19 protein-coding genes are annotated in these 18425 nt (G+C 57.5%); 15 read left to right on the top strand and 4 right to left on the bottom strand.

Annotated features, from left to right (window positions below; genetic code table 11):
* Positions 1-137: 137 nt before the first annotated feature.
* The 3 genes from eno to ispD all read left to right on the top strand — a co-directional run bounded on the left by eno (position 138) and on the right by ispD (position 2617).
* Entirely contained in the window at positions 138-1424 is a 1287-nt protein-coding gene (gene eno, locus LJU29_RS08065; RefSeq protein WP_005760233.1) for a phosphopyruvate hydratase, read from the top strand.
* A 190-nt stretch (positions 1425-1614) separates the two neighbouring features.
* On the top strand, positions 1615-1893 hold the full coding sequence (ftsB, locus tag LJU29_RS08070) for a cell division protein FtsB (RefSeq protein ID WP_057422958.1): 279 nt from the start codon (positions 1615-1617) through the stop codon (positions 1891-1893).
* A gap of 13 nt (positions 1894-1906) precedes the next feature.
* Positions 1907-2617 (top strand): 2-C-methyl-D-erythritol 4-phosphate cytidylyltransferase, encoded by a 711-nt coding sequence (gene ispD / locus LJU29_RS08075; protein WP_004657939.1) that lies wholly within the window; start codon positions 1907-1909, stop codon positions 2615-2617.
* Here ispD and LJU29_RS08080 read toward each other — a convergent pair whose 3' ends face one another.
* Entirely contained in the window at positions 2618-3508 is an 891-nt protein-coding gene (locus LJU29_RS08080) for a LysR family transcriptional regulator (RefSeq protein WP_183132721.1), read from the bottom strand. It abuts the gene before it with no gap.
* Between the two features lie 110 nt (positions 3509-3618).
* Between LJU29_RS08080 and LJU29_RS08085 the strand changes: the two genes are divergently transcribed.
* The 8 genes from LJU29_RS08085 (at position 3619) to rpoS (ending at position 10834) form a co-directional block, all read left to right on the top strand.
* Positions 3619-4731, top strand: coding sequence for an S-(hydroxymethyl)glutathione dehydrogenase/class III alcohol dehydrogenase (locus tag LJU29_RS08085; RefSeq protein WP_004666019.1), 1113 nt, complete (start codon positions 3619-3621; stop codon positions 4729-4731).
* Positions 4732-4806: 75 nt separating this feature from the next.
* Complete coding sequence (fghA, locus tag LJU29_RS08090; protein WP_257112022.1) at positions 4807-5652, top strand: S-formylglutathione hydrolase; 846 nt, start codon at positions 4807-4809, stop codon at positions 5650-5652.
* Between the two features lie 53 nt (positions 5653-5705).
* Positions 5706-6179 (top strand): 2-C-methyl-D-erythritol 2,4-cyclodiphosphate synthase, encoded by a 474-nt coding sequence (gene ispF, locus LJU29_RS08095; protein WP_257112023.1) that lies wholly within the window; start codon positions 5706-5708, stop codon positions 6177-6179.
* Positions 6176-7234, top strand: a complete 1059-nt coding sequence (truD, locus tag LJU29_RS08100; RefSeq protein ID WP_005760242.1) for a tRNA pseudouridine(13) synthase TruD — start codon at positions 6176-6178, stop codon at positions 7232-7234. Before ispF ends, truD begins: the two co-directional genes overlap by 4 nt.
* The gene (gene surE, locus LJU29_RS08105) at positions 7222-7971 is read left to right on the top strand and encodes a 5'/3'-nucleotidase SurE (protein ID WP_057422960.1); all 750 of its coding nucleotides are present in this window, start codon (positions 7222-7224) and stop codon (positions 7969-7971) included. The genes truD and surE overlap by 13 nt, the downstream gene beginning before the upstream one ends.
* Positions 7972-8012: 41 nt before the next feature.
* On the top strand, positions 8013-8648 hold the full coding sequence (locus LJU29_RS08110; RefSeq protein ID WP_002554702.1) for a protein-L-isoaspartate(D-aspartate) O-methyltransferase: 636 nt from the start codon (positions 8013-8015) through the stop codon (positions 8646-8648).
* Between the two features lie 208 nt (positions 8649-8856).
* Positions 8857-9723: a peptidoglycan DD-metalloendopeptidase family protein gene (locus LJU29_RS08115; protein WP_002554701.1), complete on the top strand. Its 867-nt coding sequence runs from the start codon at positions 8857-8859 to the stop codon at positions 9721-9723.
* A gap of 103 nt (positions 9724-9826) precedes the next feature.
* A complete protein-coding gene (gene rpoS, locus LJU29_RS08120) occupies positions 9827-10834 on the top strand; it encodes an RNA polymerase sigma factor RpoS (RefSeq protein WP_005760244.1) in 1008 nt (335 codons plus the stop codon).
* Between the two features lie 515 nt (positions 10835-11349).
* Here the strand turns inward: rpoS and fdxA are convergent.
* Together fdxA and mutS are read right to left on the bottom strand one after the other, a co-directional pair.
* Positions 11350-11673, bottom strand: a complete 324-nt coding sequence (fdxA, locus tag LJU29_RS08125; protein WP_004657930.1) for a ferredoxin FdxA — start codon at positions 11671-11673, stop codon at positions 11350-11352.
* 259 nt (positions 11674-11932) lie between these two features.
* A complete protein-coding gene (mutS, locus tag LJU29_RS08130; protein WP_257112701.1) occupies positions 11933-14500 on the bottom strand; it encodes a DNA mismatch repair protein MutS in 2568 nt (855 codons plus the stop codon).
* A 273-nt stretch (positions 14501-14773) separates the two neighbouring features.
* Between mutS and LJU29_RS08135 the strand changes: the two genes are divergently transcribed.
* From LJU29_RS08135 to recX, 4 genes are all read left to right on the top strand, one after another.
* Entirely contained in the window at positions 14774-14902 is a 129-nt protein-coding gene (locus tag LJU29_RS08135; RefSeq protein WP_255872123.1) for a hypothetical protein, read from the top strand.
* An 83-nt stretch (positions 14903-14985) separates the two neighbouring features.
* Positions 14986-15486, top strand: a complete 501-nt coding sequence (locus LJU29_RS08140; RefSeq protein ID WP_495629094.1) for a nicotinamide-nucleotide amidohydrolase family protein — start codon at positions 14986-14988, stop codon at positions 15484-15486.
* A 93-nt stretch (positions 15487-15579) separates the two neighbouring features.
* On the top strand, positions 15580-16644 hold the full coding sequence (recA, locus tag LJU29_RS08145) for a recombinase RecA (RefSeq protein ID WP_004657925.1): 1065 nt from the start codon (positions 15580-15582) through the stop codon (positions 16642-16644).
* A gap of 5 nt (positions 16645-16649) precedes the next feature.
* On the top strand, positions 16650-17117 hold the full coding sequence (gene recX, locus LJU29_RS08150) for a recombination regulator RecX (protein WP_005743450.1): 468 nt from the start codon (positions 16650-16652) through the stop codon (positions 17115-17117).
* A 4-nt stretch (positions 17118-17121) separates the two neighbouring features.
* Here recX and LJU29_RS08155 read toward each other — a convergent pair whose 3' ends face one another.
* Positions 17122-18243 carry an LOG family protein gene (locus LJU29_RS08155; RefSeq protein ID WP_002554686.1) on the bottom strand — a complete coding sequence of 374 codons (1122 nt, stop codon included), beginning with the start codon at positions 18241-18243 and terminating at the stop codon, positions 17122-17124.
* Between the last annotated feature and the right edge of the window lie 182 nt (positions 18244-18425).

Genomic DNA, 18425 nt, shown 5'->3' on the forward strand with positions numbered 1-18425 from the left:
AGGGTTCTCCGGTAAAGTGCCGTTCCCCGTCATTCGTGACGGGGTTGTCGCATTCAGACCTGCCTTTTTCTGCGTCTGACTGCGAGCATTGTTTTCCCAGCTGCGTCGTTTTCGTCAATCTTGGAGTGTTTACAACAATGGCAAAAATCGTCGACATCAAAGGTCGTGAAGTTCTCGACTCCCGTGGCAATCCCACTGTAGAAGCAGATGTGGTCCTCGATAACGGCATCGTTGGCAGCGCCTGCGCGCCGTCTGGTGCTTCAACCGGCTCGCGCGAAGCGCTGGAGCTGCGTGATGGCGACAAGAGCCGTTACATGGGCAAGGGCGTTCTGAAGGCCGTAGCCAACATCAACGGCCCTATCCGTGACCTGCTTCTGGGCAAGGACCCGGTTGACCAGAAGGCTCTGGATCACGCGATGATCAAGCTGGACGGCACCGAGAACAAGGCAAGCCTGGGTGCAAACGCAATTCTTGCGGTCTCCCTGGCAGCTGCCAAGGCGGCGGCTCAGGATCAGGATCTGCCGTTGTACGCGCACATCGCCAACCTCAATGGCACACCGGGCGTGTACTCCATGCCGGTGCCGATGATGAACATCATCAACGGTGGCGAGCATGCTGATAACAACATCGACATCCAGGAATTCATGATCCAGCCTGTCGGCGCCAAAACCTTCGCTGAAGGCCTGCGCTGGGGCACCGAGATTTTCCATCACCTCAAGGCAGTGCTCAAGGCGCGTGGCCTGAACACCGCTGTTGGCGACGAAGGCGGTTTCGCGCCTAACCTGGCGTCCAACAAGGAAGCGCTCGACGCTATTGCCGAAGCCGTCGCCAATGCGGGTTACACGCTGGGCACCGACGTGACCCTGGCGCTGGACTGCGCGGCGAGCGAGTTCTATAAGAACGGCAAGTACAAACTCAGCGAAGAGGGCGAGTACAGCTCCGCCGAGTTTGCCGAATACCTTGCCGAGCTGACGCGCAAGCACCCGATCATTTCCATTGAAGACGGTCTGGACGAGTCCGACTGGGATGGCTGGAAAGTTCTCACCGACAAGATCGGCGAGAAAGTCCAACTGGTCGGTGACGACCTGTTCGTAACCAACACCAGGATCCTGAAAGAAGGCATCGACAAGAAGATCGCCAACTCGATTCTGATCAAGTTCAACCAGATCGGCTCCCTGACCGAAACGCTGGAAGCCATTCAGATGGCCAAGGCTGCCGGTTACACTGCGATCATCTCTCACCGTTCCGGCGAAACCGAAGACTCGACCATTGCCGACCTGGCTGTGGGCACGTCTGCCGGTCAGATCAAAACCGGTTCGCTGTGCCGCTCCGACCGCGTTTCCAAGTACAACCAACTGCTGCGCATCGAGGAGCAATTGGGCTCCAAGGCCGCGTATCGTGGTCGTGCCGAGTTTCGCGGTTGAGCCATAGATGGTAAAAAGACGCAGAGTGCTGCACAGACTCGAGTCACCTGACTTGCCTGTGCAGCTCTGATGCTGACGCTCCGCGGTAATCTGGAGTGATTGAGCCTGGCTTATGTCAGGCTCAATGCCCTCAGTCGTTTGTTGTTCACGTTGGCTCTGCTGTCTTTTTTACTGGGTACCTGATATTTCAATGCGCAGTCCTAACTGGTTGTTCCTCGTCCTGCTCCTGTTGCTGACTGGCTTGCAGTACCGCCTTTGGGTCGGTAACGGAAGCCTTGCGCAAGTGGCCAGCCTGACTCAGCAGATTGCCGACCAGCACGCTGAGAATGAGGTGCTGCTGGAGCGCAACCGCGTGCTTGATGCCGAGGTAATGGAGTTGAAAAAGGGTCTGGAAACCGTCGAAGAACGTGCCCGACATGAACTCGGCATGGTCAAGGACGGCGAAACCCTTTACCAGCTCGCGCAATAATCAAGTTGGTGCCATGAAAGACTTTCTTCCTGCCTTCTGGGCAGTGATACCTGCTGCGGGCATTGGTGCTCGCATGGCAGCTGACCGTCCCAAGCAATATTTGCAACTGGGCGGCCTGACAATTCTTGAACACAGCCTGCTTTGCTTTCTCGATCACCCTCGGCTCAAGGGCCTGGTGATCAGTCTGGCTGTGGACGACCCTTACTGGGCTGCATTGCCCTGCGCTAAAGATGCCCGCATTCAGCGAGTGGATGGCGGCAGCGAGCGTTCAGGCTCGGTGCTCAATGCGCTTCTGCACCTGCATGCTCAGGGCGCGAGCGACAATGACTGGGTGCTTGTGCATGACGCTGCGCGCCCTAATCTGGCGCGTAGTGATCTGGATAATCTGCTCGGCGAGCTGGCTGACGACCCGGTTGGCGGCCTGCTGGCCGTACCGGCCCGGGATACCCTCAAACGTGCCGACAGCAGTGGTCGCGTGCTTGAAACCGTGGACCGGAGCCTGATCTGGCAAGCATTCACGCCGCAGATGTTTCGTCTTGGGGCCCTGCATCGCGCCTTGGCGGACAGTCTGGTGTCGAATGTGAGCATCACCGATGAAGCATCGGCGATCGAGTGGGCAGGGCAGTCGCCGCGACTGGTCGAAGGGCGGTCCGATAACATCAAGGTCACTCGTCCCGAGGATCTTGAATGGTTGCGTCAACGCCGCACTGAGTTCGGTCGCTGACTACTGGCGGTACTCATCGCGCATCGCCAAGCCTTCTTTAAGATAGTCCACCAGCTTGCGCACCTTGGGCGACAGGTGCCTTTGCTGAGGATAAAGCGCCCAGACGGCAGTATTGGGCGGTTGATGGGCTTCCAGCAATGAAACCAGCGTTCCATCGTTGAGGTGTTTCTGCACGTAATAGTCCGGCAACTGACACAGGCCGACACCATGCAACGCGGCATCCAGCACCGCCTGGCCGCTGTTGCAGCGCCAGTTGCCTTGCACTCTCTGAGAGAACTCTCGGCCATTCTGCTGAAGCTGCCAGGTATCGCTGCCCCCGACCAGACAGTTGTGGCGATTCAGCTCCGACAGGCTGTGAGGTCGTCCATAGCGTTCAATGTAGGAAGGCGAAGCACACAGATACATTTGCCGTGGCGCGAGGCGAGTTGCAACCATGCGCGAATCCTGTAGCCGGCCAAGGCGAATCGCCAGATCCATCCCTTCATGCACCAGATCGAGCGTTTCATTGCTCAGCTCGATGTCGACCCGCAAGTGCGGATACAGGTCCATGAAGCGTGTCACCAGGGGCGTGATGAAGCGCTCGCCATAAGCCACAGCGCAGGTCATGCGCAGCAACCCTTTCGGCTCGCTGGCCAGATCGCCTACAGCGCGCAGTGCTTCTTCGCGGCCGTCCTGCAAACGTTGGCAGTGATGCAAAAAAGTTTGACCAGCCTCGGTCAGCGCGACCTTGCGCGTGCTGCGATAAAGCAAACGGGTTTGCAGTCGTTCTTCAAGGCGCACGATCTGACGGCTGATATGTGACGAGGAAACCCCGAGCCTTTGCGCTGCCGCTGTAAACTGGCCGCATTCAGCGACGGCAACGAATTCGTCCAGACCTTCCCAGCGATTGATGTGCATGGATTATCCCTGTACAGCATTAATGTTTTGCTTTTAGCTGTATTACTCGCCAATTGGCACTGTACTACACTGCATACCTTGTTTTTACCCGTCGGAGAAGTTTGATGATCAAGTCGCGCGCTGCTGTCGCTTTTGAAGCCAAAAAGCCATTGGAGATCGTTGAAGTCGATGTCGCCATGCCCAAGGCGGGAGAAGTGCTGCTCAGAGTAGTGGCCTCCGGCGTCTGCCATACCGATGCCTACACACTTTCCGGTGCCGATCCCGAGGGGATTTTCCCGTCGATTCTCGGTCATGAAGGCGGTGCGATTGTCGAAGCCATTGGCGAAGGTGTCACCTCTGTCGCGGTCGGTGATCACGTTATTCCGCTGTACACCCCGGAATGCCGCCAGTGCAAATTCTGCCGTTCGGGCAAGACCAACCTGTGTCAGGCGATTCGTGCCACGCAGGGTAAAGGCCTGATGCCGGATGGCACCACGCGTTTTTCCTACAAGGGCGAGCCGATTTTCCACTACATGGGCACTTCGACCTTCTCCGAATACACCGTACTGCCGGAAATCTCGGTGGCCAAAATCGACAAACAGGCACCGCTGGAAAAAGTCTGCCTGCTGGGTTGTGGTGTCACCACCGGTATCGGTGCGGTGCTCAACACTGCCAAGGTCAAGCCTGGCGATACAGTAGCGATCTTCGGTCTGGGCGGTATCGGTCTCTCAGCGTTGATCGGCGCGGTCAAAGCCAAAGCGTCTCGAATCATCGCCATCGATATCAACCCGGCCAAGTTCGAGATCGCCAAACAGTTGGGCGCGACTGACTGCGTCAATCCGAAAGATTTCGACCGTCCTATTCAGGAAGTCATTGTTGACATGACCGATGGCGGCGTCGACTTCTCGTTTGAGTGCATCGGTAATGTGCAATTGATGCGTGCAGCACTGGAATCCTGCCACAAGGGCTGGGGCGAGTCGGTCATCATCGGCGTGGCCGGTGCCGGTCAGGAAATCTCTACCCGTCCGTTCCAGCTGGTGACAGGACGCGTCTGGCGCGGTTCGGCATTTGGTGGCGTGCGTGGCCGCACCGAACTGCCAAGCTATGTCGACATGGCGCAGACCGGTGAAATCCCGCTGGATACGTTCATCACCCATACCATGGGCCTGGAAGACATCAACAAGGCGTTCGACCTGATGCATGAAGGCAAAAGCATCCGCACCGTCATTCATTTTTGAGGAGCAGTGGCAAGCGGCAAGCACGAAGATTTGTTACATGCTTGTAGCTTGCCGCTTGCAACTGGAGGAAGCGACATGCCTTTGGAAAATATTTCCTGCCAGAAAAGCTTCGGCGGCTGGCACAAGCGTTACAAACACCACTCTCAAGTACAGGGTTGTGACATGGTGTTTGCGGTCTATCTGCCGCCGCAGGCAGAGCAGGGCGGCAAGCTCCCGGTGCTGTACTGGTTGTCCGGTCTGACCTGCACCGACGAGAACTTCATGCAGAAAGCCGCAGCTCACCGGCTTGCGGCCGAGCTGGGCATTATTATCGTGGCACCCGACACCAGCCCGCGCGGTGCCGACGTAGCAGACGACCCTGAAGGTGCCTGGGACTTCGGTCAAGGGGCGGGCTTCTATCTCAATGCCACCGAACAGCCATATGCGCGGCATTACCAGATGCATGATTACGTCGTCAGGGAGCTGCCAGCCCTTATCGAAGAGCACTTCCCGGCGTCAGAGGCGCGCAGTATCAGCGGGCACTCGATGGGCGGGCATGGGGCGCTGGTCTGCGCACTGCGCAATCCCGGTCGCTACAGGTCGGTATCGGCGTTCTCGCCGATCAGCAATCCGATTGACTGCCCGTGGGGGCAAAAGGCGTTCTCCCGTTATCTGGGTGAAGACCGTTCGCGTTGGCGCGAGTGGGATGCCAGTGTGTTGATTGGGCAAGCGTCGGAAAAACTGCCGACGCTAGTGGATCAGGGTGATCGTGATGACTTTCTGGTCAATCAGCTCAAGCCTGAAGTTCTGGTTCAGGCCGCCAAGGCTGCGAACTATCCGCTGACCTTGCGGATGCAGCCAGGTTATGACCACAGCTATTTCTTCATCGCCAGCTTCATCGAAGACCATCTAAGGCATCACGCTGAAGCCTTGAACAGCTAACGAGCGCCAAAGCAGGTAGAATCACGCCCTGACTTTTTTCAGGGCGTTTTTTTATGCGTATTGGCCATGGCTATGATGTGCACCGTTTCGCTGAAGGCGACTTCATTACCTTGGGCGGCGTGCGGATTGCACACGGGTTCGGCCTGCTGGCCCATTCCGATGGCGATGTCCTGCTGCATGCCCTGAGCGATGCGCTCCTGGGGGCCGCGGCACTGGGCGATATCGGCAAGCACTTTCCTGACACCGATCCGCAGTTCAAAGGTGCCGACAGCCGCGTGCTGCTGCGTCATGTCCTCAAGCAGATCCAAGGCAAAGGCTGGAAAGTGGGTAATGTCGACGCCGCCATTGTTGCCCAGGCACCGAAAATGGCACCGCATATCGATGCCATGCGTGCCTTGATCGCTGAAGATCTACAGGTTGAGCTGGACCAGGTGAACGTGAAAGCGACAACGACAGAAAAACTCGGCTTTACCGGACGTGAAGAAGGCATCGCGGTGCATGCCGTTGCGTTGTTGCTGCGCGCATGAATGAACTTGAACTGCTTGGCCCCAGGGCCTACGGCGATGCACTGGGTCGTGCAGCCCTCAAGGCGACTGCCGAAGACTTTCAGGTCGATGAAGTGCTGGACATTCCGCTTTCCGGGGATGGCGAGCACTTGTGGCTATGGGTCGAGAAACGCGGCCTGAACACGGAAGAGGCGGCGCGCCGGCTGGCCCGGGCTGCGGGCGTTCAGTTGCGCACAGTCAGCTACGCCGGTCTCAAGGATCGCCAGGCATTGACCCGTCAGTGGTTCAGTATTCAACTGCCGGGCAAGGCCGATCCTGATCTGTCTGCTGCGCAGGACGACACGCTGAAGATTCTTAAAAGCGGTCGTCACAAACGCAAGCTGCAACGTGGCGCCCATGCGGCCAATGGCTTCACCCTGCGTCTGACTCAGCTGGAGGCAGACCAGGGCGCGTTGAATCAGCGCCTTGAAACCATTGCCCGGCAGGGCATCCCCAATTATTTCGGCACGCAGCGTTTTGGCTATCAGGGCGGAAATCTTGGCGAGGCACGCGATTACGCCGCCCGCAAGGCGCTGCCTGAGCAGCGCGCCGTGCGTTCGCGACTGTTGTCCACGGCGCGCAGTTACCTGTTCAACCGGGTGTTGGCCGCCCGGGTTGCCGATGGCAGCTGGCAGAAGGCTCAGGTCGGGGATTTGCTTGCGTTCACCGACAGTCGCAGTTTTTTCCCGGCCGGATTGGATGAATGCAGCGATCCTCGTCTGGCGATCCTCGATCTGCACCCCACCGGTCCTCAGTGGGGTGAAGGCCCTTCGCCAGCTGGCGGTGAGACGGCAGCGCTGGAAAATACCGTTGCCGATGACGAATCCGTGTTGCGTGACTGGCTGGTCAGAGCGGGCATGGAGCACGAACGTCGCATCCTGCGACTGCCCATTGGGCGGCTGACGTGGCATTATCCCGAGTCTGACATTCTGCAACTGGAATTCGTCCTTCCGCCCGGATGCTTTGCGACCGTCTTGGTACGTGAACTCATCGATCTGGTGCCGGTTGGGCAGACGGACAGCTCATGCGTATTCTGATATCAAATGATGACGGGGTGAATGCGCCCGGTCTTGTCGCGCTCCATGCGGCGCTGGCGGACTATGCCGAGTGCGTGGTGATCGCCCCTGATCAGGACAAAAGCGGTGCCAGCAGTTCCCTGACACTCGACCGGCCCTTGCACCCACATGCACTGGCCAATGGCTTCATCAGTCTCAATGGTACGCCGACCGACTGCGTGCATCTGGGGATTCATGGGTTATTGGAGCATCAACCGGACATGGTGGTTTCAGGTATCAACCTGGGTGCCAATCTGGGCGACGATGTACTGTATTCCGGAACGGTCGCTGCAGCGCTTGAAGGGCGTTTTCTGCAGCGTCCGTCGTTTGCCTTTTCGTTTTTGTCACGTCAGCCGGATAATCTGGCGACGGCGGCGCATTATGCGCGTTTGCTGGTTGAGGCCCATGAGCAACTCGACCTGCCACCCCGCACGGTAATGAACGTGAATATTCCGAACCTGCCGCTTGAGCATATCCGCGGCATTCAACTGACCCGACTGGGGCACCGTGCCCGTGCTGCGGCGCCGGTAAAGGTTGTCGACCCGCGTGGTCGTGCCGGCTACTGGATTGCCGCTGCCGGCGATGTCGAGGACGGCGGTGCTGGCACCGACTTCCATGCGGTCATACAGGGTTATGTATCGATTACGCCGTTGCAGCTGGATCGAACTTATCAGGACGGATTCAGCAGCCTGAATACCTGGCTGGAGGGTCTTCGTTGATGTCGCGCGAGCAGGATGATCTATTGCGTCGCGGGATCGGGATGACCTCGCAGCGCACCCGTGAACGTCTGATCCAGCGCCTCTGCGAAGAGGGTATTTCCAACCAGCGGGTGCTGGACGTCATTCGCAAGACGCCCCGGCATCTGTTTGTCGATGAAGCGCTGGCGCATCGCGCTTATGAAGACACAGCGCTGCCCATCGGCCACAACCAGACGATCTCCCAGCCTTACATGGTCGCGCGGATGAGCGAGCTGCTATTGGCAGCAGGTCCGCTGGACAAGGTCATGGAGATCGGTACAGGGTCGGGCTACCAAACCGCGGTGCTGGCGCAACTGGTGGAGCGTGTATTTTCGGTCGAGCGTATCAAAGTCCTTCAGGACCGCGCCAAGGAGCGTCTGGTCGAGCTCAATCTGCGTAATGTGGTTTTCCGCTGGGGCGACGGCTGGGAAGGCTGGCCTGCTCTGGCACCTTATAACGGCATTATCGTCACGGCAGTGGCAACCGACGTACCGCAGGCGCTGCTTGATCAACTGGCACCTGGAGGTCGGCTGGTCATACCGGTGGGTTCGGGAGAGGTTCAGCAATTGATGCTGATCATCCGTGAAGAAAACGGTTTTTCCCGGCACGTACTGGGGGCTGTGCGCTTCGTGCCACTGCTCAACGGGCCAATCGCGTGAAGATTGTCTTCGGTAAACAGTGAATTCTGGCTTCAGTCATTGGTCTACAGCGCGCGGCCCGGAATGTTGAATGGCCTGATGGCATCATTCCATGTAGCTGATTGATACATAACAACGTTTTTTCAACGGTTAATCACTGGCTGCCCGTCGCTATTACGGCACAATAGGCATCTTTTTTGAATTCAGTCACCAGTAAAGGGAGTGGCGGGTGAGTCTCACAGTCATTCAGCAGCTCAGGTCTTCAAGAAGTTATCAGCGTCTGGTGATTGGCATTGCTCTCAGTGTCCTTTTGGTCGGCTGCTCCAGCACGCCTTCAGGCGGTGTTCGTGTCGTTGATCGTAACGGTAATGCCGTTGCCCAGCGCCCGACGGTAACCACCGGCCAATACGTGGTCAGGCGCGGTGACACGCTTTTTTCTATTGCATTCCGTTACGGCTGGGACTGGAAAGCGCTGGCTGCCCGTAATCAGATCCCCGAGCCGTTTACCATCAAGCCAGGTCAGACAATTCGCTTTGACGGGCGCTCCTCTTCAACGCAGGACGTAGCGTCGACTTCTGGCGCAGGACGTCCGGTGACCTCTACATCAACCAGCACCAGCAGTTCCGGGTCCGTCAAAACTACGGTTATTTCCAAGCCTGTTGCCGTTGTACCTGTGGTAATACCTCCTTCTGCGACCACCGGGACAGGCCCGGCCGGTAAGTCTCCGACGGGTTGGACCTGGCCTTCAAGTGGCATTTTGATAGGAAAATTTTCCTCAAACGGCAGTTTGAATAAAGGAATTGATATCGCTGGTGATTTGGGACAGCCTGTTTTGGCAGCGTCTGATGGTTCAGTTGTTTACGCCGGAAGTGGATTACGGGGCTACGGCGAATTGATCATCATCAAACACAGCGATACCTACGTCAGTGCCTACGGTCATAATCGCAGGCTTTTGGTACGGGAAGGTCAACAGGTCAAGGCAGGGCAAACGATTGCCGAGATGGGGTCAACAGGAACTGACCGGGTGAAACTGCATTTTGAGATTCGCCGCCAAGGGAAACCTGTAGATCCATTGGGATTTTTGCCACGTCGTTGATAGTTGCCAGCCTGTTCCGGGCGTATTAGGAACAGGCTCAAGTGTTGCCATGGAATCAGGCGATACTGGAGCTTGAGGTCGAACTCACCAAAGGACTAAAACAATGGCTCTTGGCAACGAAGCGCCGGAGTTTGACATCGATGATGAAGTGCTCCTTATGGAAGCCGGCATTGTCCTGAAGGAAGCGTCAAACGAGAAGCAGCCACCCGCTGCCTCCGGACGCGCCAAGGTCAAGCATTCAACATCGCTCAAACAACACAAGTACATTGACTACGCGCGGGCGCTTGATGCTACCCAGCTGTACCTCAATGAAATCGGTTTTTCTCCTCTGCTGTCCCCGGAAGAAGAAGTTCATTTTGCGCGTCTGTCGCAAAGTGGAGACCCGGCCGGGCGCAAGCGCATGATTGAAAGCAATCTGCGTCTGGTAGTGAAAATTGCCAGACGCTATGTCAATCGTGGGCTGTCATTGCTTGACCTGATCGAGGAGGGCAACCTGGGGTTGATTCGGGCGGTTGAAAAATTCGACCCTGAACGAGGCTTTCGTTTTTCTACCTACGCCACCTGGTGGATTCGTCAGACCATCGAACGCGCGATCATGAATCAGACCCGGACCATCCGGCTGCCGATTCACGTCGTCAAGGAGCTGAACGTTTATCTACGCGCGGCCCGAGAGCTCACCCAGAAGCTGGATCACGAACCTTCTCCCGAAGAAATTGCCAATCTGCTGGAAAAACCGGTAGGTGAAGTCAAGCGCATGCTCGGCCTCAACGAGCGTGTCTCTTCGGTGGACGTCTCGCTGGGGCCTGATTCGGACAAGACCCTGCTCGACACCTTGACCGACGATCGTCCAACCGACCCCTGTGAGTTACTGCAGGACGATGACCTGTCCCAGAGCATCGATCAATGGTTGTCTGAGTTGACCGAGAAGCAGCGCGAGGTCGTCATCCGCCGCTTTGGCTTGCGCGGGCATGAAAGCAGCACACTTGAAGATGTAGGGCTTGAGATCGGTCTGACGCGTGAGCGGGTCAGGCAGATCCAGGTTGAAGGGCTCAAGCGCCTGCGTGAGATCCTTGAAAAGAACGGGCTGTCCAGCGAGTCTCTCTTCCAGTAACCCTCTCTTCGTAACGTCAATCCAGGGCCGATATAACACAGACTGTGTATATCGGCCTTTTTATAGTCTTTCGTCATTTGAATGTCGTAGGTCAATGCGTCTGCTCGGCCTTTCAGCTTTCAAAGCCTGTAAGTCATTGCGTACGGTTGCTGTAAGTCATTCAGGTAACAAGAGTGAGGCTTGTCGCCAAACAGCTGCGTTTTAGGATTTAACACCTTGTTTTAAATGGAAATTATATTTTCGAAGGCGATTGTCATGGAAATATCCTGGAGCGTTTGAGGTGTTGCTCTGCCGGGGTAAATCTCTAATATCGAAGCTGTGCCAACGGACAGGCACAGGCCATCAAGGACGACGGTCAAGGACATCGCGGGATGCGATTCATCAGGATGATGACCAGGGAATACAGGGATCAGGGATAAAATGTGGGCGGGTCATACCGCCCCTTTTTTTGTCTGCAGAAAACCGGACTGTCCAACAAAAAAGGCCCTCTCGGGGGCCTTTTGTCTGTCTGGAATCTAGCGTTCCAGATCAGCGATCTTGCCGGGTTTGCCATCCCACTCTGCCGCATCCGGCATAGCGTCTTTCTTTTCGGTGATATTGGGCCAGACTTCGGCAAGCTCAGCGTTGAGCTCGATGAAGTTTTCCATGCCAGCGGGAATCTCGTCTTCCGAGTAAATGGCCACGGCAGGGCACTCAGGCTCGCAGAGCGCGCAGTCGATGCACTCGTCCGGGTGGATCACCAGGAAATTCGGGCCTTCGTAAAAGCAGTCCACCGGACAGACTTCTACGCAGTCGGTGTACTTGCACTTGATGCAGTTGTCGGTGACGACGAAGGTCATTTCTAATTTTCTCCTCAGGCGGCTGCGGCAGAGCCCTTCCAGACAGGGGTGCCAGGTTCGGGAGGTTTCCCGGCCCTATGAAAACACGTGCTTTTGGTGGGTGGCCTTGAAGCGGTAAGACTGCGTCGTCTGCTACCTGTCCCTGCCACCTACCGATGGTTCGCTGCATTTTCACGCGGCTCGAAAAACGCCTCGACCAGGCTAAAAGCCGAGAGCGTCCCCAACCGCGCGGGATTCTAACAGTATGTAACGCTTCGCGTCACAGGCGAGTTTGCAATGTGTATAGCAAATCCAGCGCCTGCCGCGGGGTCATATCGTCGACCTTGACCTTCGACAGCTCGTCCAGCACCGGGTGCGGCAGACTTGCGAACATATCGCTCTGCTGCGGGACTGCGGGCTTGCCGGGTTTGGCGCGCGGCTGCTCGTGCGGCAGGCTGGTGGTTTCCAGACGCTGCAAGTGTTCCTTGGCGCGGCTGATGACCTTGCCCGGCACGCCGGCCAGTTGCGCCACGGCCAGACCGTAGCTCTGGCTCGCAGGCCCTGGCAGTACGCGGTGCAGGAAAACGATGCGCTCGTTATGCTCAGTGGCGTTCAGGTGCACATTGCTCACCAGCGGTTCGCTTTCCGGCAGCACTGTCAGCTCGAAATAGTGCGTCGCGAACAGTGTATAAGCACGCAGTTGCGCCAGACATTCCGCCGCTGCCCAAGCCAGCGAAAGGCCGTCGAAGGTACTGGTGCCACGTCCGACTTCGTCCATCAGCACCAGGCTTTTGTCAGTTGCATTGTGCAGGATGTTTGCCGTTTCGCTCATTTCGACCATGAACGTCGAGCGTCCACCGGCCAGGTCGTCGCTGGAGCCGATACGGGTGAAGATCCGGTCGACCAACGACAGTTCGCAGCTGGCAGCGGGCACGAAACTGCCGATATGCGCCAGCAGTACAATCAGCGCCGTCTGACGCATATAGGTCGATTTACCGCCCATGTTCGGGCCGGTAATGACCAGCATGCGCGTGCTGTCGTCCAGCGCCAGGTCGTTGGCGACAAACGGGGTACTCAGTACCTGCTCTACGACCGGGTGACGGCCCTGCTCGATGCGCATGCAGGGTTCGGCAACGAACCGTGGGCAGTTGAGGTCCAGATTCAGCGCGCGCTCTGCAAGGTTGCTCAGCACGTCCAGTTCAGCCAGCGCCGCTGCCGTATCCTGCAGCGGCGCTAGATGGCCGATCAGGTCTTCAAGCAGCGCTTCGTAGAGCATCTTTTCACGTGCCAGTGCGCGGCTTTTGGCTGACAACGCCTTGTCTTCGAATTCCTTGAGCTCGGGCGTGATAAAGCGCTCGGCCCCCTTGAGGGTCTGGCGGCGTATGTAATCAGCCGGGGCCTGCTCGGCCTGTTTGCTCGGCAACTCGATGAAGTAGCCGTGCACGCGGTTGTAACCGACTTTCAGGTTGGCAAGACCGGTACGGGCCTTTTCGCGGGCTTCCAGATCGATCAGGAACTGACCGGCGTTTTCACTCAGCGATTGCAGATCATCCAGCTCAGCGTCGTAACCAGTCTTCATAACACCGCCGTCGCGTATCACGGCAGGCGGATTGTCGATGATCGCGCGCTGCAGCAGATCAGCGAGTTCCGGATAGATGCTGGCTGTCTGCGCAAGTTGTTGCAGGTGCGGCGCTTCAAGATCGGTCATCGCCTGTTGCAGTTCGGGCAGAGCGCTCAGGGCATCGCGCAGACGGGCAAGGTCCCGTGGCCGAGCGTTACGCAGGCCGATACGCGCCAGAATCCGCTCGATGTCGCCGATTTCCTTGAGCTGAGGCTGCAGGTTCTCGAAGCGGTAGCGCTCCAGAAAGCAGGTAATGGACGTCTGGCGTGCCTGAAGAATCGTCAGGTCGCGCAACGGCCGGTTCAGCCAGCGGGTCAGCAGCCGCGTTCCCATCGCCGTCTGGCAACGGTCCATGACCGATTGCAGCGTATTGTCGCGGCCACCGGACAGGTTGGTGTCCAACTCCAGGTTGCGCCGACTGGCGGCATCGAGGATTACCGTGTCGTCGAGGCGTTCGTGACGCAGGCTGCGCAAGTGGGGCAGGGCGGTACGCTGGGTTTCCTTGGCGTAGCTGAGCAGGCAGCCCGCAGCACCGATGGCGAGTGTCAGGTTTTCGCAACCAAAACCCTTCAGGTCCTGGGTTGAAAACTGCTGACACAGACTTTTATGGGCTGAGTCGCGCTCGAAATCCCACGGCGCACGACGTCGCGCACCACGGCGTTTTTCGGCAGGCAGACCTTGCGGCCAGTCGTCCGGAATCAACAGCTCGACCGGGTTGATGCGTTCAAGCTCGGCCAGCAGATTCTCCCAGCCCTTGATCTCCAGCACACTGAAGTTGCCGCTGGTAATGTCCAGCACGGCAAGGCCGAACAGGCGTTCGTCACCCAGTACGGCGGCAATCAGGTTATCCCTGCGCTCATCGAGCAAGGCCTCGTCGCTGATGGTTCCGGGCGTAATGATGCGGACCACCTGACGATCCACCGGGCCCTTGCTGGTGGCCGGGTCGCCGATCTGCTCACAGATCACGACCGATTCGCCCAGCTTAACCAGTTTGGCCAGATAGCCTTCGGCGGCGTGATAAGGAATCCCGCACATGGGGATGCTCTGGCCTGCCGACTGACCGCGCGCGGTCAGGGTGATGTCCAGCAACTTGGCGGCTTTCTTCGCATCTTCGTAGAAGATCTCGTAGAAATCGCCCATGCGATAAAACATCAGTTGATCCAGATGCTGGTTTTTGAGTTTCCAGTACTGCTGCATCATGGGGGTATGTGAGGAGAGGTCGGAAATTGCTTTATTCATCAGTGGCTTAGGCAAGTTCTTGAGAGGAGTGAGGCAACCTTGAGGCATGACGGGTGGTCCCTCCTTGAATCGAGGGGCGTCTGCCGGGTATGTGCGATGGTCGCAAGGTTATCACGCTCAATCAGGCGGTGCAGTTACAGCGTACCTTCCGCTTATTGGTGACCGGGCGTTTCCTGACAGCCATGAACCTCGATTTGGCGTATAGACTTTCATCGCGGCTACTCGATAACCGGGCGGCACGCTATAAAAAAGGACTTTTATATGAAAAACAAACGAGCAAGGGATTCCGTCAACGGTCGCTTCATCCCGCTGGAAGAAGCCAGAAAAAGGCCGAGAGAAACGACGGTCGAAACGGTCAAAAAGCCGGAACGCAGGAAAGATGCGCGATAAACCGGCAATGGCAGACCCGCTTCAAGGTGGCTGCTTTGTCTCAGGAATCACTTTTACAGGCTTCCAGCATGAACGAGGACACCGTGGACGAGATAACCGGGCTGGCCGATACACTTGGCAGGCTTCTCGACGCAATGAGCGCTCAAGTGACCACCGCCGAATCCTGCACGGGAGGCGGAATCGCCGAAGCGATCACACGCATCGCCGGCAGCTCGGCGTGGTTCGAAGTGGGTTATGTGACTTATTCAAATGCCCAGAAGACTCGGCAATTGGGCGTGCCCGAGGCACTGTTCGTAGAGGCCGGGGCGGTCAGCCAGCCTGTTGTCGAAGCCATGGTGCGAGGTGCGCAGCGTGAAAGCGGCGCGCGATTCGCCGTCGCAGTCAGCGGTGTTGCAGGGCCTGGCGGTGGTTCGCCGGATAAACCGGTCGGTACCGTATGGCTGTGTTGGGGCAAGGATGACGCGCTTGTCGCACAGCGTCGCCAGTTCGATGGCGACCGGGATCAGGTCCGTCGACAGACGGTCGAAGCCGCGCTGCAAGGGCTTATACAGCTTGCGCGTGGAGAAATGCCAAAACAGGGGTAGGCGCGCGCTCATCGCTGTGGAATAATACTGTCTACTTATACAGGTGTTGTGGCCATCAAGGCCCTAATTGAATTTGATTACGTGAGGACTTCAATGGACGACAACAAGAAGAAAGCCTTGGCTGCGGCCTTGGGTCAGATCGAGCGTCAGTTCGGTAAAGGTGCCGTGATGCGCATGGGCGACCATGATCGCCAGGCTATTCCTGCCATCTCCACCGGTTCGCTGGGTCTGGATATCGCACTGGGCATCGGCGGTCTGCCGAAAGGCCGGATCGTGGAAATCTACGGTCCAGAGTCTTCCGGTAAAACCACGCTGACGTTGTCGGTTATCGCGCAAGCCCAGAAAATGGGTGCTACCTGTGCGTTTGTCGACGCCGAGCACGCGCTTGATCCGGAATACGCCGGCAAACTGGGCGTCAATGTCGACGACCTGCTGGTTTCGCAGCCGGATACCGGTGAGCAGGCGCTTGAAATCACCGACATGCTGGTACGTTCCAACGCCATCGACGTCATCGTTGTCGACTCCGTTGCTGCGCTGGTGCCTAAGGCAGAGATCGAAGGCGAAATGGGCGACATGCACGTGGGTCTGCAGGCGCGTCTGATGTCGCAGGCACTGCGCAAGATCACCGGCAACATCAAGAACGCCAACTGCCTGGTGATCTTCATCAACCAGATCCGCATGAAAATCGGTGTGATGTTCGGCAGCCCGGAAACCACTACCGGTGGTAACGCTCTGAAGTTCTACGCTTCGGTACGTCTGGACATCCGCCGTACAGGCGCAGTGAAAGAAGGCGACGAGGTTGTCGGCAGCGAAACCCGCGTCAAGGTCGTGAAGAACAAGGTGGCTCCGCCATTCCGTCAGGCCGAGTTCCAGATTCTTTACGGCAAGGGTATCTACCTGAACGGCGAAATCGTCGATCTGGCCGTGCTGCATGGCTTTGTCGAGAAGTCCGGTGCCTGGTACAGCTACCAAGGCAGCAAGATCGGTCAGGGTAAAGCCAACTCGGCCAAGTTCCTGGCAGATAACCCGGAAATCTGCAAAGCGCTCGAGAAGCAGATTCGCGACAAGTTGCTCACCCCTGGTGTCGACACCAAAGCTGTCGGTTCCCGCGAAGCTGCCGTTGCTGATGATATGGCCGAAGCAGACGCTGATATCTGATAGTCATGCCTGTCGTACTTGATACACCTGTCGCCGTAAGGCGCACTGCAATGGACCTGCTCGCACGTCGCGAGCACGGTCGGGTCGAGCTGACGCGTAAACTGCGTCAGCGCGGCGCTCCCCCTGAGCTTATCGATGCAGCACTCGACCGTCTGGTCGAGGAAGGCCTGCTCTCTGAATCCCGTTACCTTGAAAGCTTCGTTTCTTATCGGGCACGTTCGGGCTATGGCCCTGTTCGTATTCGAGAAGAGCTGAATCAGCGTGGCTTGCAGCGGGCCGACATTGAGCAGGCGCTCAGGGAATGTGGTGTGGATTGGCAGGAGAAGCTTCACGAGCTCTGGCAGCGCAAGTTTGCCGGTGCTTTGCCTGTTGATGCTCGTGAGCGAGCCAGGCAGGGAAGGTTTCTGAGTTATCGCGGCTATCCGCTGGATATGATCGGCCGCTTGTTAAGCGGCCGTGGCGGGGATGACTGAGGTATCAGAGCGTTTTCTGTGGCGCTTGATCCTGCGCGCCATCTCTTGTCGCTGAGGCGTCCTCCCAGTTTTCCTGTTGATTGATGTAGTCCACCAGTTCACGAAGCCTGCCCTGATTGCGTCCTGTGAAGGTAAACGCAAGTCGTGTCAGGTGACTGAATTGAACTTCATCGTGCTCCTCGCCCTGATAGCTGTGCTGATGAAAGTTTTCATTGATACACAGATCGGCGAAAGCTTCCTGCATGTGCTCCAGAGCCTTCGCGCTGAGCGCGTGGCGCATGCGGATCACAAACTTGTTCTTCAGCCAGCGGCTGGAGTGGAAGTTGCCATAAAACTGGTTGATCTCTTCCACGGCGTCATCGGCGCTGTAGACCAGTCTCATCAGTTTCATATCGGCTGGCAGAATGTAGTGGTTGTCCTGCAACTGGTTTTTGATGAAGTCCAGTGCACCTTGCCAGAAGCTGCCGCCAGGGGTGTCCAGTAACACGACGGGCACCAGAGGGCTTTTGCCGGTCTGTATCAATGTAAGCACTTCCAGCGCTTCGTCCAGGGTTCCAAACCCGCCTGGACACAGCACCAGTGCGTCGGCTTCCTTGACGAAGAACAGCTTGCGTGTGAAGAAGAAGTGGAAAGGCAGCAGGTTTTCCGTGCCCTCCACCGTAGGGTTGGCGTGCTGCTCGAAGGGCAGGGTAATGTTGAACCCCAGGCTGTGTTTCAGACCTGCACCTGCGTGGGCTGCCGCCATGATGCCGCCACCTGCGCCGGTGATGACCATCATGTCCGAGCGGGCAAGCTTTTCGCCCAGCTCTCTGGCCTGTGCGTAAAGGGGGTGCTCTTGAGGGGTGCGAGCAGAGCCGAATACGGTGACTTTGCGGCGGCCCTTGAAGCGCTCGAGCACCCGAAAGGCTTTGTCCAGTTCGCGCAGGGTTTGCAGCGTTATCTTGACGTCCCAGCGATTGCGGTCGTCCTGGGCCATGCGTAGCACCGTGAGCATCATGTCGCGATACAGCGGCAGGTTTCTGGTACCAGGAGCAACCTCGTTGATGTGCTCTTCAATTTTGCTGGTCAGGTCGAGACCGTTGCTTTGAAAGTGTCGGGATAGAAGATCGTCAGGTACATACGGCATTCGGGGTTTATCCTCCTGCAGAATCAATGGCCCGGTGGGGCGTGTTGAATCGATGATGTCCCGGTTTGCAGAGAAAGGCTACCCATTCCCTGTTCATTGCCAGGGCGGATTCGTTGCAGGATGTATTGAGCGATGCTGAACTGACGCGCCTGAGGGACAGGCGCGCGGGGAGGGGGCTACGT

The organism is Pseudomonas ficuserectae (genome assembly GCF_024584585.1).
Taxonomy (GTDB): Bacteria; Pseudomonadota; Gammaproteobacteria; order Pseudomonadales; family Pseudomonadaceae; genus Aquipseudomonas; species Aquipseudomonas amygdali.